A 26,178-nucleotide genomic window follows, 5' to 3' on the forward strand; every position below is an offset into this window, starting at 1 on the left:
ACCGAGGCCCTGTGCCGCGTTTCACCTGATCAGCCGCTCGGTGTGAAAACCACGTCAAGAAAAGGTTCGCCGCCGTCATGGTCGCGTTATGACCCATGCCGTCCGGCGGGTGGTGGGGCTTTGATTGCCCGGCGCGACCGGAAGGCGGTCGCGACGAACCTTTCCGGCTGAGGAGTCAGCGTGTCTGACGTGGTGTTCGTGGTCCTGACGGTGGTGCTGTTCGCAGTGCTCGCCCTGGTGGTCCGAGCGGTGGAGAAGCTGTGAGCGCTGTCAACGCCGTCGGTCTGGTGCTCGCGGTCGTCCTGGGCGCGTTCCTGGTGTTCGCCCTGCTGTTCCCGGAGCGCTTCTGATGACCATGACAACAGCGGGCGTCATCTTCGTGTTGACGCTGGTGGCGGCCCTGGTCGCCGTCTACAAGCCGTTCGGCGACCACATGTTCCGGGCGGTCTCCGGCACGAAGCAGTCGCGGGTCGAGCGGGGCATCTTCCGACTGGTCGGGGTCAACCCGGCGGCCGAGCAGACCTGGGGCGTGTACGCCCGCAGCGTGCTGGCGTTCTCCGCGGTCTCGATCCTGTTCCTGTACCTGTTCCAGCGGGTGCAGAACCACCTGTGGCTGTCGCTGGGCTTCGACCCGGTGGTGCCGCACGGCGCGTGGAACACGGCAGTGTCGTTCGTGACCAACACGAACTGGCAGTCGTACTCGGGTGAGTCGACGATGGGCCACCTGGTGCAGATGGCCGGCCTGGCGGTGCAGAACTTCGTCTCGGCGGCGGTCGGCATCGCGGTGGCGGTCGCGCTGGTACGCGGCTTCGCCCGCAGCCGCACCGGGCAGCTCGGCAACTTCTGGGTCGACCTGACCCGGATCACGCTGCGGATCCTGCTGCCGATCGCGGTGCTCGGCGCCATCGCCCTGATGATCGGCGGGGCGGTGCAGAACCTGTCCGCCGGCACCGACGTGAGCACGCTGACCGGCGGCACCCAGACCATCACCGGTGGTCCGGTCGCCAGCCAGGAAGTGATCAAGGAGCTGGGCACCAACGGTGGCGGCTTCTACAACGTCAACAGCGCGCACCCGTTCGAGAACCCCACCACCTGGACGAACTGGCTGGAGATCTTCCTGATCTTCCTGATCCCGTTCAGTCTGCCCCGGGTCTTCGGCCGGATGGTCGGGCAGAACCGGCAGGGCTACGCCATCGCCGCGGTGATGGGCATCCTCGCGTTCCTCAGCGTCGCCATCACCAACATCTTCGAGCTGGCCGGCCACGGCACGGTGCCGCAGGCGGTCGGCGCGGCGATGGAGGGCAAGGAGGTGCGGTTCGACGTGTCGAACTCGGCCACCTTCGCCGCCGCCACCACGCTCACCTCGACAGGTGCGGTGAACTCGTTCCACGATTCGTTCACCTCGCTCGGCGGCATGATGACGATGGTCAACATGATGCTCGGCGAGGTCGCGCCGGGCGGCACCGGCTCGGGGCTGTACGGCCTGCTCATCCTCGCGGTGATCACGGTCTTCGTGGCCGGGCTGATGGTGGGCCGCACTCCCGAGTACCTGGGCAAGAAGATCGGGTCGCGCGAGATCAAGTTCGCCTCGCTCTACTTCCTGATCACGCCGATCCTGGTGCTCGTCGGCACGGCGACGGCGTTCGCCACCGGCAACAACTCCACGGCGCTCAACGTCGGCCCGCACGGCCTCTCCGAGGTGCTGTACGCGTTCACCTCGGCCAGCAACAACAACGGCTCGGCCTTCGGCGGCATCACCGTCAACACGACCTGGTGGGACACCGCGCTGGGGTTGTGCATGCTGCTGGGCCGGTTCCTGCCGCTGATCTTCGTGCTCGCGTTGGCCGGCTCGCTGGCCCGCCAGGCACCCACCCCCGCGTCCGAGGGCACCCTGCCGACCCACCGACCGCTGTTCATCGGCATGGTCGTCGGCGTCACTGTGGTCCTCGTCGCGCTGACCTTCCTGCCCGCGCTCGCGCTCGGTCCGCTGGCAGAGGGGCTCTGACCATCATGAGGAACGAGGACATGTCCGTCACGTCCGCCCCAACCGAGCAACTCCCCGGCACGCCCGCCACCCAGGGCAACCGGATCGGCGGGGGCCTGCTCGACCCCAAGCAGTTGATCCGGTCCCTGCCGGACGCGGTACGCAAGCTCAACCCCAGCACGCTGTGGCGCAACCCGGTGATGCTGATCGTGGAGGTCGGTGCGGCCTTCACCACCGTCCTGGCGATGATCGACCCGTCGGTGTTCGCCTGGGCGATCACCATCTGGCTCTGGCTGACAGTGGTGTTCGCCAACCTGGCCGAGGCGGTCGCCGAGGGTCGGGGCAAGGCCCAGGCCGCGACCCTGCGGCAGGCGAAGAAGGACACCATCGCCACCCGGCTGATCGACTGGAAGCCGGGCGCGCGGGCCAACACCTACCGCGACGAGGCGGTGCCGGCGCCGGACCTGCGCCAGGGCGACGTCGTGCTCGTCGAGGCGGGCGGCATCATCCCCGGCGACGGCGACATCGTCGAGGGCATCGCCAGCGTCGACGAGTCGGCCATCACCGGCGAGTCGGCCCCGGTGATCCGGGAGTCCGGCGGCGACCGCAGCGCGGTCACCGGCGGCACCAGGGTGCTCTCCGACCAGATCATCGTGAAGATCACCCAGAAGCCGGGGGAGAGCTTCATCGACCGGATGATCGCCCTGGTCGAGGGGGCCAACCGGCAGAAGACGCCGAACGAGATCGCGCTGAACATCCTGCTCGCCGCGCTCACTGTCATCTTCCTGCTGGCCGTTGTCACCCTCCAGCCGCTGGCCATCTTCTCCAAGGCGTACCAGGCGGCCGCACCGAACAGTGGGGCGATCACCGACTCCGGCGTCACCGGCGTGGTGCTGATCTCGCTGCTGGTCTGCCTGATCCCCACCACCATCGGCGCGCTGCTCTCCGCCATCGGCATCGCCGGCATGGACCGGCTGGTACAGCGCAACGTCCTGGCCATGAGCGGCCGGGCCGTCGAGGCGGCCGGCGACGTCAACACCCTGCTGCTGGACAAGACCGGCACCATCACGCTGGGCAACCGGCAGGCCGCCGAGTTCGTACCGGTCGAGGGGGTCGACCCCGCGGCGCTGGCGGACGCCGCGCAGCTGTCCAGCCTGGCCGACGAGACCCCGGAGGGGCGCTCGGTGGTCGTCCTGGCCAAGAACGAGTTCGGGCTGCGCGAGCGCGAGCCCGGCGTGATGCCGCACGCCACCTTCGTACCGTTCACCGCGCAGACCCGGATGAGCGGCGTCGACCTCACCCCGGGCGCCAGCGTGGACGCCGGCGCGGTGGGCACGGCCCGCCGGGTCCGCAAGGGCGCCGCCGCCGCGGTGATGAAGTGGGTACGGGAGAACGGCGGCCACCCGACCGAGCAGGTCGGCGAGATCGTGGACGGGATCAGCGGCACCGGCGGCACGCCGCTGGTCGTCGCCGAGCACGTCGACGGTGCGCCCGCCCGCGCCCTGGGCGTCATCCACCTCAAGGACGTGGTCAAGTCCGGCATGCGGGAGCGGTTCGACGAGATGCGCCGGATGGGCATCCGAACCGTGATGATCACCGGCGACAACCCGCGGACCGCGAAGGCGATCGCCGACGAGGCCGGGGTGGACGACTTCCTGGCCGAGGCGACACCGGAGGACAAGCTCGCGCTGATCAAGCGGGAGCAGGAGGGTGGTCGGCTGGTCGCGATGACCGGTGACGGCACCAACGACGCGCCGGCGCTCGCGCAGGCCGACGTCGGGGTGGCGATGAACACCGGCACGTCGGCCGCCAAGGAGGCCGGCAACATGGTCGACCTCGACTCCGACCCGACCAAGCTGATCGAGATCGTGGAGATCGGCAAGCAGTTGCTGATCACCCGTGGCGCGCTGACCACCTTCAGCATCGCCAACGACATCGCGAAGTACTTCGCGATCATCCCGGCCATGTTCGCCGGCCTCTACCCGAGCCTGGACGCGCTGAACGTCATGCGGTTGTCCAGCCCGGAGTCGGCGATCCTGTCCGCTGTCATCTTCAACGCCCTGGTGATCATCGCGCTGATCCCGCTCGCCCTGCGGGGCGTGCGGTACCGGCCGGCGGCCGCGTCGAAGCTGCTCAGCCGCAACCTGCTGGTCTACGGGCTGGGCGGCATCATCGTGCCGTTCATCGGGATCAAGCTCATCGACCTGCTCATCCAGTTCATCCCGGGGATTTCGTGATGCGCCTACCCACCTGGATCGCCCAACACCTCGCCGCGCTGCGCGCCGTACTCGTCTTCACTGTGCTGCTCGGCCTGGTCTACCCGCTGGCCCTGGTAGCGGTCGGTCAGCTACCCGGCCTCAACCACAAGACCGACGGCTCGCTGATCTCCTCGGGCGGGACGACCGTCGGCAGCGCGCTGATCGGCCAGTCCTTCACCGACGCGGACGGCAACCCCGTCGCCCGGTACTTCCAGTCCCGCCCCTCCGCCGCTGGCGACGGCTACGACCCGACCTCCACGTCCGCCAGCAACCTGGGCCCGGAAAGCGTTGTCGACACCATCGCCACCGACCCGGAGGAATCCAGCGAGAGCCTGCTCACCCAGGTGTGCGGGCGCAGCAAGTCGGTCGGCGAGCTCAACGGCGTCGACGGCCGGCGCCCGTACTGCACCGACGACGGGGTGGGCGCCGTGCTCGCGGTCTTCCGCGCCGACGGTCTGACCGGCACTGTCACCCGGGTGGTCAGCGTCAACCAGGCCGCCCCGGCCACGCCGTTCGTCACCGAGTACCAGGGGGTGCCGGTGGAACCGGCCCAGCCCGGCGAGGACTACGTGGCCGCCGGCGGGGTGGTCACCCCGATCCGGGGCGACGCGCCCGCCGACCCGGCGGTGCCCGCCGACGCGGTCACCGCCAGCGCCAGCGGTCTCGACCCGCAGATCAGCCCCGCGTACGCCGAACTGCAGGTGAACCGGGTCGCGCGGGAGCGCGGCGCGGACCCGGCGGCGGTCCGCAAGCTGGTCGAGGAGCACACCGACGGGCGCGGGCTGGGCTTCCTGGGTGCGCCCGGTGTCAACGTGCTGGAGCTCAACCTCGCCCTCGACAAGCAGTTCGCCGCACGCTGAGCACCCTCGCGGGCGGGGCCGTGCCGACCGGCACGGCCCCGCCCGCCGATCTGAGCAGGGAGGATGGTCCCCGTGCCACGCGGAGAACTGCGCATCTATCTGGGGGCCGCCCCCGGCGTCGGCAAGACGTACGCCATGTTGGAGGAGGCCCAGCGGCGGGCCGCGCGCGGCACCGACGTGGTGATCGGTTTCGTGGAGACCCACGGCCGCCAGCACACCGCAGCGATGCTCGGCGACCTGGAGCAGGTGCCCCGCCGGACCATGAACTACCGGGGCGCGACGTTCACCGAGATGGACCTGGACGCGGTGCTGGCCCGCCGGCCACAGATCGCGGTGGTCGACGAGTTGGCGCACAGCAACGTGCCCGGTTCCCGGCACGACAAGCGCTGGCAGGACGTCCAGGAGCTGCTCGACGCGGGGATCGACGTGCTGTCCACCGTCAACGTGCAGCACCTGGAGTCGGTGAACGACGTCGTCGCGCAGATCACCGGCACCACCCAGCGGGAGACCGTGCCGGACGAGATCGTCCGCGCCGCCGAGCAGGTCGAGCTGGTCGACATGACCCCGGAGGCGCTGCGTCGGCGGATGGCGCACGGCAACATCTACCGACCCGACAAGATCGACGCCGCGTTGGGCAACTACTTCCGGGTCGGCAACCTCACCGCGCTGCGCGAGCTGGCGCTGCTCTGGCTGGCCGACAAGGTCGACGAGCAGCTCGACCGCTACCGCAGCCAGCAGGGCATCGCCGCCACCTGGGAGGCCCGGGAACGGGTGGTGGTCGCGCTGACCGGCGGCCCGGAGGGTGAGACGCTGATCCGTCGGGCGGCCCGGGTCGCGGCCCGCAGCAAGGGCGCCGACCTGCTCGCCGTGCACGTGGCCCGCAGCGACGGCCTGGCCGGTGCCGACCCGGCCCAGCTGGCCCGGCAACGAGTGCTGGTGGAGAGCCTCGGCGGCACGTACCACCAGGTGCTCGGCACCGACGTGCCGGCCGCGCTGCTGGACTTCGCCCAGGGCGTGAACGCCACCCAGTTGGTGCTGGGAGCCAGCCGGCGGGGTCGCCTCGCGCAGATCTTCGCCCGGGGCGTCGGGGTGACCACCACCGCGCTGTCCGGCTCGATCGACGTGCACCTGGTCACCCACAAGCAGGCCGGCAAGGGCCGCCGGGCGGCGGCGGTTCCGGCGGCGCTGTCCCGACGCCGCCGGCTGCTCGGCTTCGGCCTGGCGGTGCTGGGCATGCCGCTGCTCACAGTGCTGCTGAAGACCCTGCCCGACCTGACGTTGACAAACGACATCCTGTTGTTCCTCGCCGGGGTGGTCGGGGTCGCGCTGGTCGGCGGGGTGTGGCCGGCACTGGTGGCCGCGCTCGGCGGCTCGCTGCTGCTCAACTGGTTCTTCACGCCGCCCTACCGCACGCTGACCATCGCCGAGGCGGACAACCTGCTCGCCCTGGCCGTCTTCGTCGGCGTGGCCCTCGCAGTGAGCTGGATCGTCGACGTGGCCGCCCGGCGTACCCGGGAAGCCGCGCGGGCCGCCGCCGACGCGCAGACCCTCGCCGCCGTCGCCGGTGGGGTGCTGCGCGGCGAACGTCCGCTGCCCGCCCTGCTGGATCAGCTCCGGGAAACCTTCGGGCTGCGCGCGGTGAGCGTGCTGGAGTTGGCCGAGGAGGCCAGCGGGCGACCGGAGCGAGCCCGCGAGGAACACGCCTGGTGCGTGGTGGCCAGCGTCGGCGAGCAGCCGGCCTGCACGCCCGACGGCGGCGAGACGGCGGTGCCGGTCGACGACCGGATCACAGTCGTGCTCAGCGGCCGGCGGTTGGAGGCCGCCGACCGGCGGATCGTCGAGGCGTTCGCCGCCCAGGCCGCCGTCGCGCTGCGTCAGGAACGGCTAGCCGAGGAGGCCGCCACCGCCCGGCCCCTCGCCGCCGCCGACCGGATGCGCACCGCGCTGCTCGCGGCGGTCAGCCACGACCTGCGTACCCCACTGGCGTCCGCGAAGGCGGCAGTGACCAGCCTGCGCAGCCACGACATCGAGTTCGACGAGTCCGACCGCGAGGAGTTGTTGGAGACCGCCGAGGAGTCGCTGGACCGCCTCGCCCGGCTGGTCGGCAACCTGCTGGACATGAGCCGGCTCCAGGCGGGAGTGCTGGGCATCTCGGCGACCGCGATCGGCCTGGAGGACGCCGTACCCCTGGCGTTGGACGAACTGGGCCCGGCGGCCGCGACGGTCGGCACGGACATCCCGGCCGACCTGCCGGCCGCCACCGCCGACCCCGGCCTGCTGGAACGGGTGCTGGTCAACATCGTCGCCAACGCGCTGCGGTACAGCCCGCCCGGTCAGCCGCCCACGATCACCGCGAGCGCCCACGCCGGCCAGGTCGAGCTGCGGGTGATCGACCGGGGTCCGGGCATCCCGGAGGACCAGTGGGAGCACGTCTTCCTGCCGTTCCAACGCCTCGGGGACCGGGACAACCAGACCGGTGTCGGTCTCGGTCTTGCCCTGTCCCGGGGGTTGGCCGAGGCGATGGGTGGCAGCATCACCCCGGAGACCACCCCCGGCGGTGGGCTCACCATGGTGCTGCGGTTGCCGGCCGCGCCGACCAGCTCGGAGAGGCCGCAGGAATGACGCGCATCCTGGTCGTCGACGACGAACCGCAGATCCTGCGTGCCCTGCGGATCAACCTGCGGGCCCGCCGGTACGACGTGGACGTCGCCGGCACCGGGGCCGCCGCGTTGAAGGCCGCCGCCAGCCACCCGCCCGACCTGGTGGTGCTGGACCTCGGCCTGCCCGACATCGACGGCGTGGAGGTGATCCGGGGTCTGCGCGGGTGGACCACAGTGCCGATCATCGTGCTCTCCGGCCGGGCCGGCAGCGAGGACAAGGTCGCGGCGCTGGACGCGGGCGCTGACGACTACGTCACCAAGCCGTTCGGGGTGGAGGAGTTGCTGGCCCGCATCCGCGCGGTGACCCGCCGCCTCGGCGCGCCCAGCGACGCGGTGCCGGCCCTGCGGATCGGCCAGCACACAGTCGACCTGGCCGACCACAGCGTGCTGCGGGACGACGGCACCGAGGTAAAGCTGACCCCCACCCAGTGGAGCGTGCTGGAGAAGCTGCTGCGTCACCCCGGCAAGCTGGTCAGCCAACGTCAGCTCCTCCAGGACGTGTGGGGGCCGGAATACCAGAACGAGACGAACTACCTGCGGCAGTACCTGGCCCAGCTGCGGCGCAAGCTTGAAGACGACCCGGCCCGCCCCCGCCACCTCATCACCGAGCCGGGAATGGGTTACCGCTACCGGCCGTGAACCGTTGACACCCGCCGGCAGAGATTGAAGAATTTCTTTCGCAGCGGCAGCGGCGTGCTTCTGTAACCGTCCCCTTCACCGGTTACCCCTCGGGAGCTCGCCGTGTCAGTGCCCCTGCCCCTGTCCCGTCGTCGGCTGCTGGTCGCCGGCGGTGCCGGCCTCGTCCTGGCCGGTCTCACCGACCCGTTCCGGGCCGCCCCCGCCCGAGCCGCCGTCACCACCGCCGACCTGGTCGTCTACGGCGCCACCTCCGGCGGGCTGGCCGCCGCGATCACCATGCGCCGACTCGGCCGCACCGCCGTGGTGGTGGAGCCCACCGGCCACGTCGGCGGGTTGAGCACCGCCGGGCTGGGCGCCACCGACACCGGCGTCCAGGCGTCCATCGGCGGGCTGGCCGCCGAGTTCTACCGCCGGGTGTACGTGAAGTACCACGGCGGAACCCTCACGCCGACCTCGCCGCTGCGGATGACCTTCGAACCGCGCGTCGCCACCGCCGTCTTCGCCGAGATGCTGGCCGAGGCGGGCGTCCCGGTGGTCGTCGACGCCCGGCTGTCCGGCCTCGGCCGAACCGGGAACCGGATCACCGAGCTGCGCACCGAGGACGGGTCGATCTACCGGGGCGGGGTGTTCGTCGACGCCACCTACGAGGGCGATCTGCTGGCCATGGCCGGGGTGGGGTTCACCGTCGGGCGGGAGTCCAACGACACCTACGGTGAGACGATCAACGGGGTGCAGTCACGCAACACCCACCAGTTCGCCTACCCCGTCGACCCGTACGTGACTGCCGGCTCGCCCGCCAGCGGGCTGCTGCCGGGCATCTCCGCCACCCCGCTCCCCCCGCAGGGCAGCGGCGACGACAAGATCCAGGCGTACTGCTTCCGGATGTGCCTGACCCAGGCGGCCAACCGGATCCCGTTCGGCAAGCCGTCCGGTTACGACCCGATCCGGTACGAGTTGCTGCTGCGGCACATCCAGGCCGGCTACACCGGGCCGTACTTCACCACCCACTCCGTCGGCGGCGGGAAGACCGACTCCAACAACAACGGCGCCGTGTCGACGGACAACATCGGCTTCAACTACGCGTACCCGACGGCGAGCTGGGCGACGCGGGAGAGCATCATCGCCGAGCACCGCACCTACCAGCAGGGGCTGATGTGGTTCCTGGCCAACGACCCCCGGCTGCCGGCGTCGGTCCGCGACTCGACGGCCCGGTGGGGGCTACCGGTGGACGAGTTCACCGGCACGGGCGGCTGGCCGCCGATGCTCTACATCCGCGAGGCACGCCGGATGATCTCCGCGTACGTGATGACCGAGGCCGACTGCCGGGGCCGGGTACGCGCCACCGACTCGGTGGGCCTGGCCAGCTACACGATGGACTCGCACAACTGTCAGCGGGTGGTCGTCGACGGCAGGGTGCGCAACGAGGGGGACGTGCAGATCGGCGTGCCGGCGCCGTACCCGGTGAGCTACCGCGCGATAGTGCCGCACCAGGCGCAGTGCGCGAACCTGCTGGTGCCGGTCTGCCTCTCGTCGAGCCACATCGCGTACGGCTCGATCCGGATGGAACCCGTGTTCATGATCCTCGGGCAGGCGGCGGCCACTGCGGCGTCCCTGGCGCTCGCCGGGAACCTCGCCGTGCAGGCCGTCTCCGTGCCCGCCCTCCAGACCCGGCTGCGCCAGGACGGCGCGGTGCTGGAGTGGGGCTCCACCAGCGAGGTGATCCTGGACAACGCCGCGTCCAGCGGGATCACCCGGGCCGGGACGTGGCTGCGCAGCACCAGCATCGGCGGCTACTACGGCCCGGACTACGAGCACGACGGCAACACCGCCAAGGGCGTCAACCGGCTGCGGTTCCGCCCTTCACTGCCCGCCTCCGGGTCGTGGACAGTGCAGTTGCGCTGGACCGCGGACCCGAACCGCGCGACGAACGTGCCGGTGGACATCGCGTACTCCGGGGGGTTGGTCACCCGGACTGTCAACCAGCGACAGTCCGGCGGCCAGTGGGTGCCGTTGGGCACCTATCAGTTCACTGCGGGCAGCGACGGAAGCGTGCTGATCCGCACCGAGGACACCGACGGCCACGTGGTCGCGGACGCGGTCCGCTTCGTCCGCGTCTGATCAGCGTCGGATCTGGGCCCGATCGACTTCTGGACGCCGCGTTCACGCGGCTGCCCGCCGGGGGTGCCGATACGGCGAGTAACGTTCCGAACGGACCAAGATCGGCGTACGAGGAGGCACGGTGCTGACGACGACGGTGGACATCCCGACCAGTGACGGAGTGGCGGACGCGAGTCTGACCCGACCGGATGGCGAGGGTCCGTTCCCGGCGGTGCTGCTCTTCATGGACGCCTTCGGGCCGCGCCCCCGCCTGGTCGAGATGGCCGAGCGGATCGCCGAACGGGGCTACCTGGTGCTGACGCCCCACCTGTTCTACCGGGCCGGCCGGGCACCGCTCTTCGACCTGTCCCGCCTCGGCGAGGCCGACCAGCGCGCCGCCCTCTTCGAGAAGATCATGCCGCTGGTCGGCGTGTTGACTCCCGACGTGATCAACCGGGACACCGCCGCGTTCCTCGACTTCCTGGCCACCCGCGACGACGTGCGGCCGGGGCCGGTTGCGATCACCGGTTACTGCATGGGCGGCACGAACGCGCTGCGGGCCATCGAGGCGCACCCGGACCGCATCGCCGCGGTGGCGAGCTTCCACGGCGGGCGGATCGTCACCGAGGCGCCGGACAGCCCACACCGGGGCGTCGCCTCGATCACCGGCGAGGTGTACTTCGGGCACGCCGACGCCGACCAGTCGATGACGCCCGAGCAGATCGCCACGCTGGAGAAGGCGCTCGACGCAGCGGGCGTGCGCTACCGCTCCGAGGTGTACACCGGGGCGCACCACGGCTACACCATGGCGGACACCCCGGCGTACGACGAGGAGGCCACCGAGCGTCACTGGGCCGCCCTGTTCGACCTCCTGGACCGCACCCTGCCCGTCAGCTGACGGGCGCGTCGGCCGCTCAGCGGCGCAGCAGCACCGGGCCGGCGTCGATGCGGGTGCGGAACAGCGCGTACGGCTTGCGCCGCAGGTCCTTTCCCCGCTGGTACTGCGGCTGCCGGTGCAGTTGGTTGGCGGTGACGTAGAGGTACCCGTCGGTGGCCACCGACATGGTGTCCGGCCAGAGCAGTCGTGGGTCGTGCACCAGCGTCTCGTACTCGCCGTCGGGCAGTCGACGCAGCACCGCGTTGTGCTCGTACGAGGTGAGGTAGAGCCGTCCGGCGTCGTCGCTCTCCAACCCGTCCGAGGCGGTGCCCCGGTCGCCCTCGTCGACCACTGTGGCGGCGACCGCCTCCTGGGTGACGCCCGGGTCGGCCAGCGCCTCGGTGGACACGCTGTGCAGGCGCCGGGAGGCCAGCGGGCAGTAGTAGAGCCGATCGCCGTCGGCGGAGATGGCGATGCCGTCGGAGCCCATGCTCACCGGCTTCGGCGGGCCGTCGGCCGGCCGTTCGAGGAACGGTCGGCCCTCGACCACCGGCCGGAACGACGTCAGCGGCTCCGCCTTGGTGGACGGGTGGTCGTGCAGCCGCCGCCAGGAGGCCCCGCTGGCCAGGTCCACCACGATGATCCCGTTCGGCCCGGAGTCGGCGGAGTCGGTGATGTACGCGACCCCCGCCTCGCCCCGCCGCAGGTCGAAGCGGACGTCGTTGAGGTACGTCGTCGGCAGCGCCACGTCCACCGGGAAGGTGATCACCTGGGCGACCGTGTCGGTGTCCAGGTCGATCCGGACCAGCTTGGGGCCGCCCGGCTTGGTGGGCTGGAACATCGGGCTGCCGGTGTCCAGCACCCAGAGTCGGTCGGCGGGGTCCACCACGATGCTCTGCACCGAGACGAACGCGCCCGCGTCGTCGTCGCCGGACGGGTCGTTCCAGGCCTGGTCGGGGTAGGGCATCTCCCGGCCGTCGCGCAGCTCGACGACGGTGGCCGGCACCTCGTCGCCCCACTTCGGGAAGTTGACAAAGATCCGGCCCCGGTGCGAGACGCTCACACCGGTCGGCATCGGGCCGGTGAAGGTGTGCACCAGCTCCAGCTCGCCCATCGGCTCGTCGCCGACCGGCCCGTTCATGACGTCCGCCCCACGGTGCTCATCGGCTCGCTCCCTACCGGTCGGCTGTTACGGCGCTTTGGTGCGGTTGTTCCCGCCCTGGCGTCCGATATGCCTCCGATCAGCTCGCTGGTGCGCCGGCCCGCGCGGCGGGCAGGCCGGGCACCGGGACGTCCACCGCGAGCAGCGCGCCGTCCTGCGGGCCCGCCGAGTCAAGCCCCACCCGGGCGGTGCCGATGAAGAGTCGCCGCAGGTCGGGGCCGCCCAGGCAGATGCCGGCCGGCTGCTTGGCCGGCAGCCGGATCTCCCGGTCGAGGGTGCCGTCGGGCCGGTAGCGGCGTACCGCCGAACCGCCCCACAACGCGATCCAGAGGTGGTCGGCCGCGTCCAGCGTCATGCCGTCCGGGCCGCCGTCGGCGGGGGACAACCGCAGGAACGGCTCCCGCCCGCGCAGGTCACCGGTGGCGGGGTCGACGGTGAACCGGTCGATCTCGCCGCGCGGGGTGTCGGCCAGGTACATGGTGGTGCCGGTCGCGTCGAACGCCGGCCCGTTCGGGATGGTCAGCCCGGTCACCGCGGGGACCGGCTCGGCGCCCGGGGTGAGGCGGAACAGCGTGCCTCCGCCGGGCACCATCGCGTACGTCATGCTGCCGGCCCAGAAGCGGCCGTGCGGGTCGGCGACCGCGTCGTTCATCCGGGTCGGCTCGGGGGCCTCGGCGACCAGCTCGGCGACCGGGCGGGGGTCGCCGGTGGCGGGCAGCACCGTGACGCCGGTCCCGGCGGCGGCCAGCCAGTCGCCGGGTCGGTCGGCCACCGGGGCGACAGCGCCGAGCGGCACGTCCAGGCGGCGTAGCTCCCGCAGCGGGGTGGGGGCGTCGCCGTCGGTTTCCAACAGTCGCCCGGCCAGCAGGTCGACGAGGACCAGCCGGTCGTCGACCCAGCGCAGGCCCTCACCCAACTCCAGCCGGTCGGTGCTCCAGACGGTCGGCTCGGTCAGCTCCATGGTGCTCCTCCAAAAGATCGTCAGCGGACCGTACCGCCGGGGCCGTGGTCGAGCAGCGCCAGCTCGGCCCGGTCGGGCAGGCCCTCCCAGTCGCCCCGGCTGGCGACCGCGAACGCGCCGGTGGTGACGGCCCGGTCCAGTCGGGCCGACGCGTCGACGCCGTCGAGCCAGCCGGAGAGCAGCCCGGCGACGAAGGCGTCGCCCGCGCCGACGGTGTCCACCACCGGCACCGTCCGGGCTGGACGGTGGATGGTGCCGGTCGCGCTGTGGCTGGTTGCTCCGTCGGCGCCGTGCTTGACCACGACCTCGGTGACGCCGGCCGAGAGTAGCGCCGGGGCCGGGTCGGTCGCGTCGGTGAGCACCGCCAACTCGTCGTCGGAGGCGATCACCAGGTCGATCGAGGGCAGCAGCGGGCGCAACGCGGCGGCGGCCTCGGTGAGGGACCAGAGCCGGTTGCGGTGGTTGACGTCCAGGCAGATCGTGCTGCCGGCGACGCGGGCGCGCCGTACGGCTTCCACCACCGCCTGGTACGGCTCGACGCCGAGCGCGCAGGTGATGCCGGTGACGTGCAGCAGCCGGGGTGGCGGCCCGGGCGCGTCGAAGGCCCGGGTCACGTCGGCCGGGCCCAGCCGGGAGCCGGCCGAGAAGGAGCGGTGGTAGGTGACCCGGTTGATGTCCGCGACACGATTCTCGAAGAGGATCAGGCCGGTGGGGGCGGCCGTGTCGACCCGGGACCAGGTCAGGTCGACACCCTCGGCGCGCAGCGTGCGGCGGACCAGCTCGCCGGGCTCGTCGGCGCCGGTGACGCCGACCCAGGCCGCCCGGTGGCCGAGCCGGGCCACGCCGATCGCCACGTTCGACTCGGACCCGGCGACGGAGATGCCGGCGGTACCGCCCAGTCGCAGTGGGCCGGTGGTGCGGAACGCCGCCATCGTCTCGCCGAGCGTGAGCAGGTCGGTCATGGCCGGACCGCCGCGAGGAAGGCCGCGGCGCGCTCGCGCAGCGCCGCCGTGTCGCCGCCTCGGACGGCGTCGCCGAGCAGCGGGGAACCGACGCCGACAGCTGTCGCACCCCGTTCGAGGTAGCGCCGAGCACCGTCCGCGTCGACACCACCGACCGGCACGAACGCGGTACCGGGGAACGGGTCCCGTAGAGCGCCGAGGTAGTCGGGCCCGCCGAGCGAGGCCGGGAAGAGCTTGATCGCGGTGGCCCCGCCGTCGTTGGCCTGCACCACTTCGGTGGGGGTGAGGGCGCCGGCGAGCACCGGCAGCCCGAGCCGGCCGCCCTCGGCGAGGCTCGCCGCGATGGCCGGGGTGACCAGGAAACCGGCGCCCGCGTCGGCCGCCGCGCGGGCGTCCTCGACGCTGAGCACGGTGCCGGCACCCAAGGCGAAGTCGGGCCCGAGGGCAGCTCGGGCGCGGCGGATGACGCCGAGCGCGTCGGCGCTGGTCATCGAAACCTCGACCACTGCGACGCCGCTCTCGGCCACTGTGAGTACGGCGGTCAGCGCGGCGTCCGGGTCCGGGCCGCGCACAATGGCCAACAGCCGGTGGGTACGCAGCTCGTCGAGCAGGTTCATCACGGTGTCCTCAGTGGTTGCGGTGGGCGGAGATGGTGAGTCGCCAGGTGACCTGGCCGGTGGGCGGGACGACCGCCGCGTCGGAGGGGCCGGCGTCGGCCAGGTCGAAGGCCGCGCCGAGCATCGGTTCGATGCCGACGCTGCGGTAGGGGCCGTTCGCCGGCCAGCCGCCCAGGTTGCGCCAGAGCGCGGTGCTGCGGGGCTGGTCGGCGCACTCCAGCTCCAGAGTCAGCCGGTCGGCTCCGTCGATCACCTGGACCCGGGCGCAGTCGAGCAGCACCGCGCCGAGCGCGGTCCCGTCGTCCGGCCCGAACATGTCCACTGTCAGCCCGGCCGGGGCCGGCCACGGCCCGGTCAACCACGGGTCGCCGGTGGGCCAGCTGCCCGGTGGCAGGAGCGCGGCGGCTTCCGGGTGCAGCCGGGTCGGGGTGCCGGCGGGCGCGTCGAGGCGGGCGGCGGGGGAGAGGTCGAGCAGGGCGTGCGCGGCCCAGACGAACCGGTACCCGGGGTCGGCGGCCAACCGGTAGTCGGCCACCACCACGCCGCCTTCGTCGGTGATCCGGCGGCTCAGGGTGAACGTCGGCCGCTCGATCACCAGCGTGCCCGGGCCGGCGCTGTGCCACGGCCGCGACCACACCTCGCCGTGGTCGGGCTCGCCGCGCACGGTGGGCAGGCACTCCTCCAGGCCACCGGCGTCGACGAACGCGTCGTCGGGGCGTACCTCGTGCCGGCCGGGTTCCGGGCCACGCCACAGCCACTCCCGGCCGCCACCGCGCAGACTCGTCCACCGACCGCCGTGCGCCGCGTCGTACGCCACCCGCAGGGCCACCGGCCGCGCACCGGTCACCACTCGGCGAAGGACCCGTCGGCGTGCTGCCAGACCGGGTTGCGCCAGGCGTGTGGGGTCTGGGCGGCCTTGCGGACCGCCACCTCGTCGACAGTGATGCCCAGACCGGGCCGGTCGAGGCGGGCAATGTGCCCGTCCACGAACCGGAACGGCTCCGGGTCGACCAGGTAGTCCAGCAACTCCGAGCCGGCGTTGTAGTGGATGCCGATGCTCTGCTCCTGGATCAGGAAGTTCGGCGTCGCGAAGGCCACCTGGAGGCTGGCCGCCAGGGAGATCGGGCCGAGCGGGCAGTGCGGGGCGAGCAGCGCGCCGTACGTCTCGGCCAGCGCGGCGATCCGGCGGACCTCGGAGATCCCACCGGCGTGCGACAGGTCCGGTTGAACCACGGCGACCCCGGCCTGCAACGGGCCGAGGAACTCGGACCGACCGTAGAGCCGTTCGCCGGTGGCCACCGGGATCGGCGTACTGGCGACGATGTCGCGCAGGTGGTGAGCCTGATCGGGCAGGACCGGCTCCTCCACGAAGAACGGGCGCAGGGCGGCCAGTTCGGGCAGGATCCGGCGTACGGCGGCCATTCCGGCGCGACCGTGGAAGTCCACAGCGATGTCCCGGTCGGGGCCGAGCACCTCGCGGGCGGCGGCCACCCGGCCGATGACCGCGTCCACTTCGGCCGTTGTGGGAATCGGCGAGAGCCGCCCGCAGGCGTTCATCTTGACCCCGGTCAGGCCGGCGGCGACCTGCGCGGCGGCGGCTTCGGCCACCTCGCCGGGTTCGTCCCCGCCGATCCACGAGTAGATCCGTACCCGGTCGCGTACGTGCCCGCCTAGCAGCGCGTGCACCGGCGCGCCGTACGCCTGCCCGGCGATGTCCCAGAGCGCCTGGTCGAGGCCGGCGACCGCGCTGGAGAGGATCGGGCCGCCCCGGTAGAAGCCGCCCTTGGTGAGCACCTGCCAGTGCTGCTCGATGCGCAGGGGGTCCGCACCGATCAGATATTCGGAGAGCACCTCGACCGCGCTGCGCACCACCTCGGCGCGGCCCTCGACCACCGGCTCACCCCACCCGACCAGCCCGTCGTCGGTCTCCACCCGGCAGAACAACCACCGTGGCGCGACCAGGAAGGTCTCGATCCGCTCGATCTTCACTGACTGCCCCTTCGTCCCCGTGCCTTCTCGACGTCGCGGACGGCCTTGTCCAGCAACTCACGCATGGCGGTCTCGGCCGCCGTCTCGTCCCGTTCGCGCAGCCCGTCGACGACCGCACGGTGGCTGGGCACCGGGTCGTCGTGCGCGTCACCGCCGTGCACCAGCCGGTCCCGTTCGGCGAGCCCGGTCTCCATCACCACCTCCATCCGCTCCAGCAGCTCGTTGTGGGTGGCGGCGAGCAGCGCGCGGTGGAAGGCGAGGTCGGCGGCGATGGCGGCGGCGGGATCACCGATGGCGTCCGTCATCTCGGCGAGTGCCTGATCGAGGGCGGCCAGGTCGTCTTCGGTCGCACGGGTGGCGGCCAGCCGTGCGGCGGCGGGCTCGATGATGGCGCGTACCTCGTGCAGCTTTTCGAGCAGGCGCTCGTCGGGGCCCTCGGCGAACTGCCAGCGGATCACGTCACCGTCGAGCAGGTTCCAGTCCGCGCGGGGCCGCACGAAGGTGCCGCGCTTCTGCCGGGCGTCGACGATGCCCTTCGCGGAGAGGACCTTCAGCGCCTCGCGGAGCGCCGTCAGGCTGACGCCGAACTCCTCCTGCAACGCGACGATGTTCAGGGTCGCGCCGACAGCGATCTCGCCGGTGAGGATGCGACGGGCGATCGCTTCGACGGTCTGCCCGTGGACGCCGCGGCGTGCGTACTGTGCCAATGCTCCTGGCCTTTTCGCTGGTCGGTATCGATCTCTCAGGCCGAGGCTTTCACCGCTGTCCAGCCACCGTCCACCACGAGGCTCGCGCCGGTGACGTAGGCGGCGTCCGGCGAGGCGAGGAAGGCGACAGTGGCGGCCACCTCGTCCGGTGTGCCGAAGCGCTTCGCGACGGTCTCCGCGATGCTGCGCTGGCGGTCCTCTTCGGACACGTCGGCCCAGGCGGCGGTGAGGATCGGCCCGGGCAGCACGGTGTTGACCCGCACCTGCGGGCCGTACTCGACGGCGAGTTGGCGGCCGAGCGCGACCAGGCCGCCCTTGGCCGCGGCGTACGCGGGCCGGCCGGGCAACCCGACCAGCGCGTGCACCGAGGAGATCAGCACCACCGCGCCCGAGCGTGCCCGCAGGTCGTCCAGGCAGGCGCGGACGCCGAGGAACGAGCCGGTGAGGCTGACGCCGAGCTGGTGGTCCCAGGACTCTCGGCTGATCTCGTGCGCCGGGGCGACCCGCACGGCGTACGCGGTGCTGACCAGGATGTCGACCGGGCCGAGGCGGTCCCGTACGGCGCTCACGGCGGCCGTCCAGTCGGCCTCGTCGCTGACATCACCCACTACGGACAGTGCGCGGTCGCCTCGTGCGGTCAGTTCCGCGGCAAGTGGGGCCGGGTCGGCCACGTCGAGCAGCGCGACCGCTGCCCCCTCGGCGGCGAGTCGCCGGGCGATGGCCGTGCCGATCCCACCCATTGCGCCGGTGACCAGCGCGTTCTTGCCCTCAAGCCGACGCATAAGCTGATCCACCTGACTCTCGCCTTGGTCTCGTCTAATCATTAATTACGAAGATATCTTGACAGTCGGCGACGGCCGATGCAACCTTCTCGTCACAGCATTCACATGGACGACACATCGCGTGGTGACGCTGAGTGTCGTAAAGGAAGGGATACCTCCGTGAGCGACTTCGACCCCGGTCGCCGGCGATTCCTTGGCCACCTTGGGCTCGCCGGCCTGGGCGCGCTCGGCGCCAGCTCGTTCCTCAGCGCGTGCGCCAGCTCCGCCAGCGGGCCGACCACGAGCAACGGCTCGGGCGCGGTCACCATCCAGTCCAACCTCTCCTCGCCGCAGGCCAAGGCGGCGATGGAGAAGCTGATCGAGACCTTCAACGCGCAGGGCAAGGGCACGGCGAGCCTCAACACGATCGCCTCGGAGACCTTCCGGACCCAGCTGCCGACCTACCTGACCTCGGCCAACCCGCCGGACCTCTACACCTGGTACGCGGGCTCGGTCGCCAACGACTACGCCAGCAAGAACCTGCTGCTGGACGTCTCCGAGGTGTGGAAGTCACTGGACGACTACCCCCAGTCGCTGCGCACCCTCTCCACCGACGCCAGCGGCAAGCAGATCTTCGTGCCGATGAACAACTACTGGTGGGGCTTCTTCTACCGCAAGTCCAACTTCGCCAAGTGGGGCGTGCAGGAGCCGAAGACCTGGACCGAGTTCCTGGCGCTCTGCGAGACGCTGAAGAGCAAGGGCATCCCGCCGATCGGCATCGGCCTCGGTGACACCCCGTGGGTGGCCTCGGCCTGGTTCGACTACCTGAACATCCGGATCAACGGCGCGCCGTTCCACCGCGAGCTGCTCGCCGGCAAGCAGCGCTTCGACGACCCGAAGGTCAAGGCGGTCTTCACCCGCTGGCGCGAGGCACTGCCCTACTTCGACCCGAAGGGCAAGGCGTACCCGTTCCAGGAGGCGACCACCGCGTTGCTGGCCGGCAAGACCGGCATGTTCCTGATCGGCACCTTCTTCGCCGACGCCGCACCCAAGGACGCGCTCGGCGACCTGGACTTCTTCCGGTTCCCGATCATCGACCCGGCGGTGCCGCTGGCCGAGGAGGCGCCCACCGACGGCTTCTTCGCGAGCGCGAAGACCGCCAACCCGACCGGCACCAAGGCCCTGCTCAGCTACCTGGCCGGGGTCGAGGCCCAGGAGGCGTACGTCAAGGCCAGCTCCGGCATCGTGCTGCCGGCCAACCCCAGGGCCAAGGCGTCGGACTCGCCGCTGGTCGTCAAGGGCAAGGCGATGTTGAACGAGGCCAAGGAGCTGACCCAGTTCTTCAACCGCGACTCCAGCGACGCGCTCCAGCCGACCGCGGACACCGCGCTGACCAAGTTCATCGACAAGCCGGACCAGATCGACGCGATCCTGCGGGAGTGGCAGGCCGGCGCCGAGAAGGTCTTCAAGGGCTGACGTGACAGCAACGATCTCCACGACTTCGGTCACCCCCACCCGGCGGCGGCGACGGTCGGCTCGACTGTCGCCGCTGCTGGTGGCGTTCGTCCTCGTGCCGTTCGCGGTCGAGAGCGTCTGGGTCTTCTGGCCGGCGATCCAGGGCTTCTGGTTCTCTCTCACCCGCTGGGACGGGATGACACCGCCGACCTTCGTCGGCGCCGACAACTACGTCGAGTTGGCCGGCGACGCCACCTTCCGGGGTGCGCTGGTCAACACGGTGATCTGGCTGGTGCTCTTCGGCGGCCTCTCCGTGCTGGGTGGCTTCGGCATGGCGCTCGTCCTGCAGAAGGAGCGGCGCTGGGTCGGCTTCTACCGGGCCGCGTTGTTCACCCCTGTGGTGTTCTCGCTGGTGGTGACCGCGCTGGTCTGGCGGGTCTTCTACCAGCCCGACGGCATCGCCGACACGCTGCTGCGGGCGGTCGGCCTGGAACAGCTGATCCGGCCCTGGCTCGCCGACCCGCAGACCGCCCTGTACGCGGTGATCCTGCCCGCGCTGTGGCGGCAGATCGGGTACGTGATGGTGCTGTTCCTGGCCGGTTTGAAGGCGATTGATCCGGCGCTGCACGAGGCGGCCCGGATGGACGGCGCCAACGCCTGGCAGCGGCTACGGCACGTCACGATTCCCCAGCTCAAGGGGGTCAACGCAGTGGTGCTGTCGGTCATCGTGATCGACTCGCTGCGCTCGTTCGACATTGTCTGGTCGCTGACCAAGGGCGGGCCGTACCACTCGTCCGAGCTGCTCAGCACCTACATGTACTCGACCGCCTTCCAGAGCCTGCGGCTGGGCTACGCCTCGGCGATCGCTGTCGTGATCTTCGTGCTCGCGCTGGCCGTCATCCTCGGCTACCTGGTCCGCGCGTTCCGGGAGGAAGCGTCATGAACAAGCTCCGTACCGGGGCCTTCCACACCGGCATGATCCTGCTCTCGCTGCTCTGGCTGGGCCCGGTGCTCTGGGTGGTGGTGATGTCCACCCGGTCGTTCGACGACATCGCCGCGCACGGCGTGGGCAGCCTGCCCCGGTCGTTCACGCTGGACACCTACCGGCAGGCGTGGACCGACGGCGGCGAGCTGCGGGCGCTGATCAACAGCATGCTGGTCACCGTCCCGTCGGTGGCGCTGAGCCTGGGGTTGGCCGCGATGGCCGCGTTCGCGCTGAGTCGCTTCCGGATCCCCGGACGGCGCACGATCCTGCTGCTGATGCTCGCCGGCAACCTGCTCCCACCGCAGATCCTGCTCATCCCGGTGGCCAAGTTCAGCGAGCTGACCGGCCTGTACGACACGCTCTGGGCGTTGATCGCGGTGCAGGTCGGCTTCGGGCTCGGCTTCTACACGTTCGTCCTGCACGGCTTCATGCGGGACCTGCCGGGCGAGATCCAGGAGGCCGCCACCATCGACGGTGCCGGCACGGCGCAGATCTTCACCCGGGTGATGCTGCCGCTGACCCGACCCGCGCTGGCCGCTCTCGGGGCGCTCTCCTTCACCTGGATCTTCAACGACCTGCTCTGGGCGATCACCGTGCTGCGTACCGATGACAACATGCCGGTCACCCCGGCGCTGCTCGCCCTCCAGGGCCAGTTCGTCTCGTCCTGGAACGTCATCGCCGCCGGTACGGTCATCGCGGCCGTGCCCACCGTCGCGGTGTTCCTTCGCTTCCAGCGGCACTTCGTCTCCGGCCTGGCGCTCGGAGCGGTCAAGTGACCGCCGAGGCCGGGCAGCGCTGGACGCTGCGGGGCACGCACACCGAGTACACAGTGACGGTGCCCGCGCACTGTCGCTGGCTGGAACTTGTCGCGTGGGGGCCGCACGGCGTCTCCGACGGGCCCTCGCCGGTCGCCTACGACGGCCCGGTCCCGTTCCTCACCGCCGGCGACGCGGCCCCCATCGAGTACGCCACCGACGCCGACCGCCCGTTCACCGGCGCCGACCTGGTGATCGAGACCTCGAACGGGCAGCGCCGGGTGGGCTTCGTGCACACCGACGCGCGCATTGACGCCGACCAGCGGGAGCTGGCCGTGGACTTCGCCGACCCGGTCACCGGGCTGCGCGCCACAGTGCACTACCGGGTGCCCGCCGGCACCGATGTGGTGCAGCGCTGGGTCGAACTGGCCAACGACGGCGCCGACGCGCTGCGGGTCGTCCGGGCCGGATCGGGCGGGTTCTGCGTACCGACGCCGCACGGCGCGCTGCTCAGCCACCAGTGGGGTCAGTGGGAGCAGGAGTTCCAGCTCTCCCACGTCGAGCTGGGCCACGGCACGTTCAGCATCGGCAGTTCCCAAGGCGTACCCGGGCATCTGCACGTGCCGTGGCTGGCCGTGCGCGACACCGCCGAGCCGGCCGGTCCGGCGTGGGGGATGGCGCTGGCCTGGACCGGCTCGTGGGAGATCAGCGCCGAGCGGGACACCGGCGGCCTGACCCGGGTCCGGGTCGGCCGTCAACTGGTCGACGGCCCGCTGGAGTTGGCCGCGGGCGAGCGGTTGACACTGCCGGTGGCCACCGGCGCGTACAGCCCGGACGGCCTGGACGGGCTGGCCCGGGTCTGGCACACCCACCAGCGGTTGCTGGCCGCCGAGCGGCTCAGCCCTCGCCCGGTGCTCTACAACTCCTGGGAGGCGACCTACTTCGCCGTCGAGGCGCAGAGTCAGCTCGCGCTCGCCCGGATCGCCGCCGAGCTGGGCGTGGAGACGTTCGTCGTGGACGACGGCTGGTTCGTGGGCCGCGACGACGACACCGCCGGGCTGGGCGACTGGACGCCCGACCCGGCGAAGTTCCCGACCGGGTTCGACACCTTCATCGCCGACGTCCGCTCCCTCGGGCTGAACTTCGGGCTCTGGGTCGAGCCGGAGTGCGTCAACCCGAAGTCCTCCCTGTACGCCGAGCACCCGGACTGGGTCTACTCCGTCGACGGCCGACCGCTCACCCCGGTCCGCAACCAGTACCTGCTCGACCTGGGCCAGCCGGAGGTCGCCGAGTTCGTCCACTCCACGGTCGACGGCCTGCTGCGCCGGTACGACATCGACTACCTGAAGTGGGACTTCAACCGGCCGCGTACCGAGCCGGGTCGGTCCGGCGGGGTGGGCCCGCTCGACCTGGACGGCGCGCACGTCGCGAACCTGCACCGGATCTACGAGTGGTTGCGCCGGGACCATCCCGGTGTGCTGATCGAGGCGTGCGCCGGCGGGGGCGCGCGGACCGACCTGGCGATGGCCGCCCGGGCCGACGTCTTCTGGCCCAGCGACAACACGGGCCCGCTGGACCGGCTGGCCATCCAGTACGGCTTCCTGCACGCCAACGCCCCGCACCTGCTCAGCTCCTGGGTCACCGACGCGCCCGGCCTGTTCGACAGTCGCCCCCGATCGCTGGCGTTCCGGTTCGTCCTGGCGATGGCCGGTGTGCTCGGCATCGGCGCGGACATCCGGGCGTGGACCCCCGCCGAGCGGGCCGAGGCGGCCGGCTGGATCGCCCGCTACAAGGAGATCCGGGACGTCGTCACGCGTGGTGACGTGCACCTGATCGGTGGCCCCGACCAGGCCCGCTGTGCGGTGCAGTACACCGCGCCGGACGAGAACCAGGTGGTCGTCCTGGCCTGGCACACCGGCCGGCTCGACGGCGCCGGGCTGCTTCCGTCCCGCCCGGTCCGGTTGCCTCTGCGCGGCCTCGACCCGGCGGCCCGTTACTCGCACGGCGATCGGCACTACTCCGGCAGCCACCTCGCCACCGTCGGCCTGCCCGTGCAGTGGAGCGCGACCCACGACGCCGACCTCATCGTGCTGACCCGCGACTGAGATCGGAGCACCACCACCCCCACCCCCGAGGGACAGGAGTACCTCCATGCGCCTGAACCGACAGCTGACCGCTGCCCTGGCCGTGCTCGGCCTGGGCCTGGCCATCCCGATGCCGGCGATGGCCGGCCCACCCCACGCCGACCCACCACAGGCCGGCCACGGGCCCGGCCGCCCCGGTCACGCCCCGGCGGTCACCGGCGCCGAGGACCAGGGCGCGCCGGCCTTCTTCAACAGCGGGCTCGCCCCGACGCCCTACCAGGGCTGGAACACCTACTTCGGTCTCGGTGGCGATCCCACCGAGGCGGAAGTACGGTCGGTCACCGACTACATGGTCAACAGTGGCCTGCGGGATGCCGGCTACACCTACGTCTGGATCGACGGCAACTGGGCGGCGCCCACCCCGCGTAACGAGGCCGGTCAGCTCGTCGCCGACCCGGCCCGCTTCCCCGGTGGAATGGCCGCGCTGGCCGCGTACATCCACAGCAAGGGGATGAAGGCCGGCATCTACACCGACGCCGGCCCGTACCTGCCGGGGCAGTGTGGGCTCGGCAGCAACGGCCACTACCGGGCGGACATCGCCCAGTTCGCCGGCTGGGGCTTCGACGCGCTGAAGGCCGACTGGCTCTGCGGCCGCGCCGCCGGCCTCGACCCGGAGGCCACCTTCCGTGAGCTCGCCGAGGCGGTACGCCATTCGCCGCGGCCGATGCTGCTCAACATCTGCAACCCGGTCAGCTCGGACTGGGGTGGCGGCCCGTACACCCCGGAGCAGCTCTCCACCTGGAGCTACACGTACGCGCCCACCGTCGCCGACTCCTGGCGGACCTACACCGACGTGGGGCTCACCGACCCGTCCCCGCAGTGGGCGTACCCGTGGGTGCTGCGCAACATGGACGTCAACGCGTACCACCCGGCGGCCACCGGGCCGGGGCACTACAACGACCCGGACTACCTGCTGCCGATGCGTCCACTGCCCGACGGCGGGTACGAGTTGAGCCTGGACGAGTCCAAGACGCAGCTCGGCATGTGGGCCATCATGGCCGCGCCGCTGGTGATCGGCTCCGACCCGCGTGGCCTGCCGAAGGAGATGATCTCGGCGCTGACGAACCCGGAGATCATTGCGGTGGACCAGGACCCACTGGTCCGGCAGGGCGTCAAGGTCGCCGACACCGGTACCGACGCACAGGTGTGGAGCAAGGTGCTCGCCGGCTCCGGAAAGCGGGCGGTCGCGCTGCTCAACCGGCACGACACCGCCCAGCAGATCACCGTGAACTTCGCCGACGTCGCTCTCGGCGGGTCGGTTCGGGTCCGTGACCTGTGGTCCCGTTCCAACGTGGACGCCCAACCGGGCACCCCGGGCGTACAGCCGTTCACCGGCTCGTACACCGTCGAGGTGCCGGCGCACGGGGTGGCCATGCTCGGCCTGACCGGCACCGACCAGGTCGCCGGCGCCGACCTCGGTGGCACCTCCAGCGCAAGCCCGGCGCTGGTCCGGGTGGACGACACGCACGCCACCGCCTTCGTCCGCGACGCTTCCGGTGCGCTGGCCGTCAACACCCGCACCGGTACGACCTGGGGAAGCCGGTGGGCCTCCCTCGGCGGCCCGGTCGGCGGCCGGATCCTCGGTCAGCCGGCGGCGTACGGCTCCGCCGACGGGCGGCTCGACGTCTTCGTCCGCGGCACCGACAACGCGGCCTGGCAGCGCAGTTACGTCGCCGGCAACTGGCTGCCGTGGCGCAGCCTCGGTGGCACGCTGACCGACGCGCCCACTGTGGCCTGGACCAACCCGACGCAGTGGACCCTCGTCGCCCGCGGTGCCGACGGCAAGCTCTGGTCGCGTACGCCGAACGCCGGCTGGACCGGCGTCGGGGCTCCCGAGAGCCGGCCGTTCTACGGTCGGCCGAGCGCTGTCGTCGACGACGCCGGCGTGCTGCACGTGGCGGTCCGCAGCCGCACCGACGAGGTCTGGTGGAGCAGCCGGGCCGGCACCACCTGGTCGGCCTGGACCAACCTGGGCGGCACCACCAGCGGCAGCCCGACCCTGCTCGCCACCTCCGGCCGGGTCTACCTGTTCGCGCTGGCCGCCGACAACCGGCTCTGGCAGCGCAACCTGGCCGACGGCGCCTGGGGCGGCTGGTTCCGGCGCGGTGAGTTCGCCACCGACGCGTTCCGGGGTGCGCCCGGGGCCGCCGCCGGTGCCAACGGCAGCGCCTGGCTGGCGGTACGCGGCGTCGACGACCGGGTGCACCAGGTCACCCTCTGATCCACTGTGGCGGGCCGCCGGCCAGGTTGCGGCGGCGGCCCGTCACCTCGGTTTCCCTGCCCCGGCGCCGGGAGGGCTGGTGGG

21 protein-coding genes are annotated in these 26,178 nt (G+C 71.7%); 13 read left to right on the plus strand and 8 right to left on the minus strand.

Features of this window, described 5'->3' with window-relative positions; genetic code table 11:
* Nucleotides 1-260 precede the first annotated feature (260 nt).
* From kdpF to GUI43_RS21155, 8 genes are all read left to right on the plus strand, one after another.
* Nucleotides 261-350 carry a K(+)-transporting ATPase subunit F gene (gene kdpF, locus GUI43_RS21120; protein WP_112603625.1) on the plus strand — a complete coding sequence of 30 codons (90 nt, stop codon included), beginning with the start codon at nt 261-263 and terminating at the stop codon, nt 348-350.
* Entirely contained in the window at nt 350-2,005 is a 1,656-nt protein-coding gene (gene kdpA, locus GUI43_RS21125) for a potassium-transporting ATPase subunit KdpA (protein WP_112699584.1), read from the plus strand. The genes kdpF and kdpA overlap by 1 nt, the downstream gene beginning before the upstream one ends.
* Nucleotides 2,006-2,025: 20 nt before the next feature.
* Nucleotides 2,026-4,221 carry a potassium-transporting ATPase subunit KdpB gene (gene kdpB, locus GUI43_RS21130; RefSeq protein ID WP_112699585.1) on the plus strand — a complete coding sequence of 732 codons (2,196 nt, stop codon included), beginning with the start codon at nt 2,026-2,028 and terminating at the stop codon, nt 4,219-4,221.
* Nucleotides 4,221-5,102 carry a potassium-transporting ATPase subunit C gene (locus tag GUI43_RS21135; protein WP_112699586.1) on the plus strand — a complete coding sequence of 294 codons (882 nt, stop codon included), beginning with the start codon at nt 4,221-4,223 and terminating at the stop codon, nt 5,100-5,102. Before kdpB ends, GUI43_RS21135 begins: the two co-directional genes overlap by 1 nt.
* Before the next feature lie 72 nt (nt 5,103-5,174).
* Nucleotides 5,175-7,724, plus strand: a complete 2,550-nt coding sequence (locus GUI43_RS21140) for a sensor histidine kinase (protein ID WP_112699599.1) — start codon at nt 5,175-5,177, stop codon at nt 7,722-7,724.
* A complete protein-coding gene (locus tag GUI43_RS21145; RefSeq protein WP_091395066.1) occupies nt 7,721-8,401 on the plus strand; it encodes a response regulator in 681 nt (226 codons plus the stop codon). The genes GUI43_RS21140 and GUI43_RS21145 overlap by 4 nt, the downstream gene beginning before the upstream one ends.
* 102 nt (nt 8,402-8,503) lie before the next feature.
* Nucleotides 8,504-10,519, plus strand: a complete 2,016-nt coding sequence (locus GUI43_RS21150) for an FAD-dependent oxidoreductase (protein ID WP_249037806.1) — start codon at nt 8,504-8,506, stop codon at nt 10,517-10,519.
* Nucleotides 10,520-10,640: 121 nt separating this feature from the next.
* A complete protein-coding gene (locus GUI43_RS21155; protein WP_112699587.1) occupies nt 10,641-11,396 on the plus strand; it encodes a dienelactone hydrolase family protein in 756 nt (251 codons plus the stop codon).
* A gap of 16 nt (nt 11,397-11,412) precedes the next feature.
* Here GUI43_RS21155 and GUI43_RS21160 read toward each other — a convergent pair whose 3' ends face one another.
* The 8 genes from GUI43_RS21160 to GUI43_RS21195 all read right to left on the minus strand — a co-directional run bounded on the left by GUI43_RS21160 (nt 11,413) and on the right by GUI43_RS21195 (nt 18,555).
* Entirely contained in the window at nt 11,413-12,516 is a 1,104-nt protein-coding gene (locus GUI43_RS21160) for an L-dopachrome tautomerase-related protein (protein WP_112603635.1), read from the minus strand.
* A gap of 100 nt (nt 12,517-12,616) precedes the next feature.
* On the minus strand, nt 12,617-13,498 hold the full coding sequence (locus GUI43_RS21165; protein ID WP_112699588.1) for an SMP-30/gluconolactonase/LRE family protein: 882 nt from the start codon (nt 13,496-13,498) through the stop codon (nt 12,617-12,619).
* A 20-nt stretch (nt 13,499-13,518) separates the two neighbouring features.
* Nucleotides 13,519-14,460, minus strand: a complete 942-nt coding sequence (locus GUI43_RS21170) for a sugar kinase (RefSeq protein WP_112581758.1) — start codon at nt 14,458-14,460, stop codon at nt 13,519-13,521.
* Nucleotides 14,457-15,077, minus strand: coding sequence for a bifunctional 4-hydroxy-2-oxoglutarate aldolase/2-dehydro-3-deoxy-phosphogluconate aldolase (locus GUI43_RS21175; RefSeq protein WP_112699589.1), 621 nt, complete (start codon nt 15,075-15,077; stop codon nt 14,457-14,459). The genes GUI43_RS21170 and GUI43_RS21175 overlap by 4 nt, the downstream gene beginning before the upstream one ends.
* Nucleotides 15,078-15,087: 10 nt before the next feature.
* Nucleotides 15,088-15,927, minus strand: coding sequence for a hypothetical protein (locus tag GUI43_RS21180; RefSeq protein ID WP_112603643.1), 840 nt, complete (start codon nt 15,925-15,927; stop codon nt 15,088-15,090).
* A complete protein-coding gene (dgoD, locus tag GUI43_RS21185) occupies nt 15,921-17,066 on the minus strand; it encodes a galactonate dehydratase (protein ID WP_112699590.1) in 1,146 nt (381 codons plus the stop codon). The genes GUI43_RS21180 and dgoD overlap by 7 nt, the downstream gene beginning before the upstream one ends.
* Nucleotides 17,063-17,773, minus strand: coding sequence for a FadR/GntR family transcriptional regulator (locus GUI43_RS21190; protein WP_088951310.1), 711 nt, complete (start codon nt 17,771-17,773; stop codon nt 17,063-17,065). The genes dgoD and GUI43_RS21190 overlap by 4 nt, the downstream gene beginning before the upstream one ends.
* Before the next feature lie 35 nt (nt 17,774-17,808).
* The gene (locus GUI43_RS21195) at nt 17,809-18,555 is read right to left on the minus strand and encodes an SDR family NAD(P)-dependent oxidoreductase (RefSeq protein ID WP_112699591.1); all 747 of its coding nucleotides are present in this window, start codon (nt 18,553-18,555) and stop codon (nt 17,809-17,811) included.
* A 159-nt stretch (nt 18,556-18,714) separates the two neighbouring features.
* Between GUI43_RS21195 and GUI43_RS21200 the strand changes: the two genes are divergently transcribed.
* From GUI43_RS21200 to GUI43_RS21220, 5 genes are read left to right on the plus strand one after another with little or no spacing between them, the layout of a single operon-like run.
* The gene (locus GUI43_RS21200; protein ID WP_112581753.1) at nt 18,715-20,010 is read left to right on the plus strand and encodes an ABC transporter substrate-binding protein; all 1,296 of its coding nucleotides are present in this window, start codon (nt 18,715-18,717) and stop codon (nt 20,008-20,010) included.
* 1 nt (nt 20,011) lies between these two features.
* Nucleotides 20,012-20,932, plus strand: coding sequence for a carbohydrate ABC transporter permease (locus GUI43_RS21205; protein ID WP_112581752.1), 921 nt, complete (start codon nt 20,012-20,014; stop codon nt 20,930-20,932).
* The gene (locus GUI43_RS21210) at nt 20,929-21,750 is read left to right on the plus strand and encodes a carbohydrate ABC transporter permease (protein ID WP_112581751.1); all 822 of its coding nucleotides are present in this window, start codon (nt 20,929-20,931) and stop codon (nt 21,748-21,750) included. The genes GUI43_RS21205 and GUI43_RS21210 overlap by 4 nt, the downstream gene beginning before the upstream one ends.
* Entirely contained in the window at nt 21,747-23,834 is a 2,088-nt protein-coding gene (locus GUI43_RS21215) for an alpha-galactosidase (RefSeq protein ID WP_112699592.1), read from the plus strand. Before GUI43_RS21210 ends, GUI43_RS21215 begins: the two co-directional genes overlap by 4 nt.
* 46 nt (nt 23,835-23,880) lie before the next feature.
* Nucleotides 23,881-26,094, plus strand: a complete 2,214-nt coding sequence (locus GUI43_RS21220) for a DUF8189 domain-containing protein (protein ID WP_112699593.1) — start codon at nt 23,881-23,883, stop codon at nt 26,092-26,094.
* The last annotated feature ends 84 nt before the right edge of the window (nt 26,095-26,178 follow it).

The sequence above is a fragment of the Micromonospora noduli genome, assembly GCF_003264365.1.
GTDB classification, from domain to species: domain Bacteria; phylum Actinomycetota; class Actinomycetes; order Mycobacteriales; family Micromonosporaceae; genus Micromonospora; species Micromonospora noduli.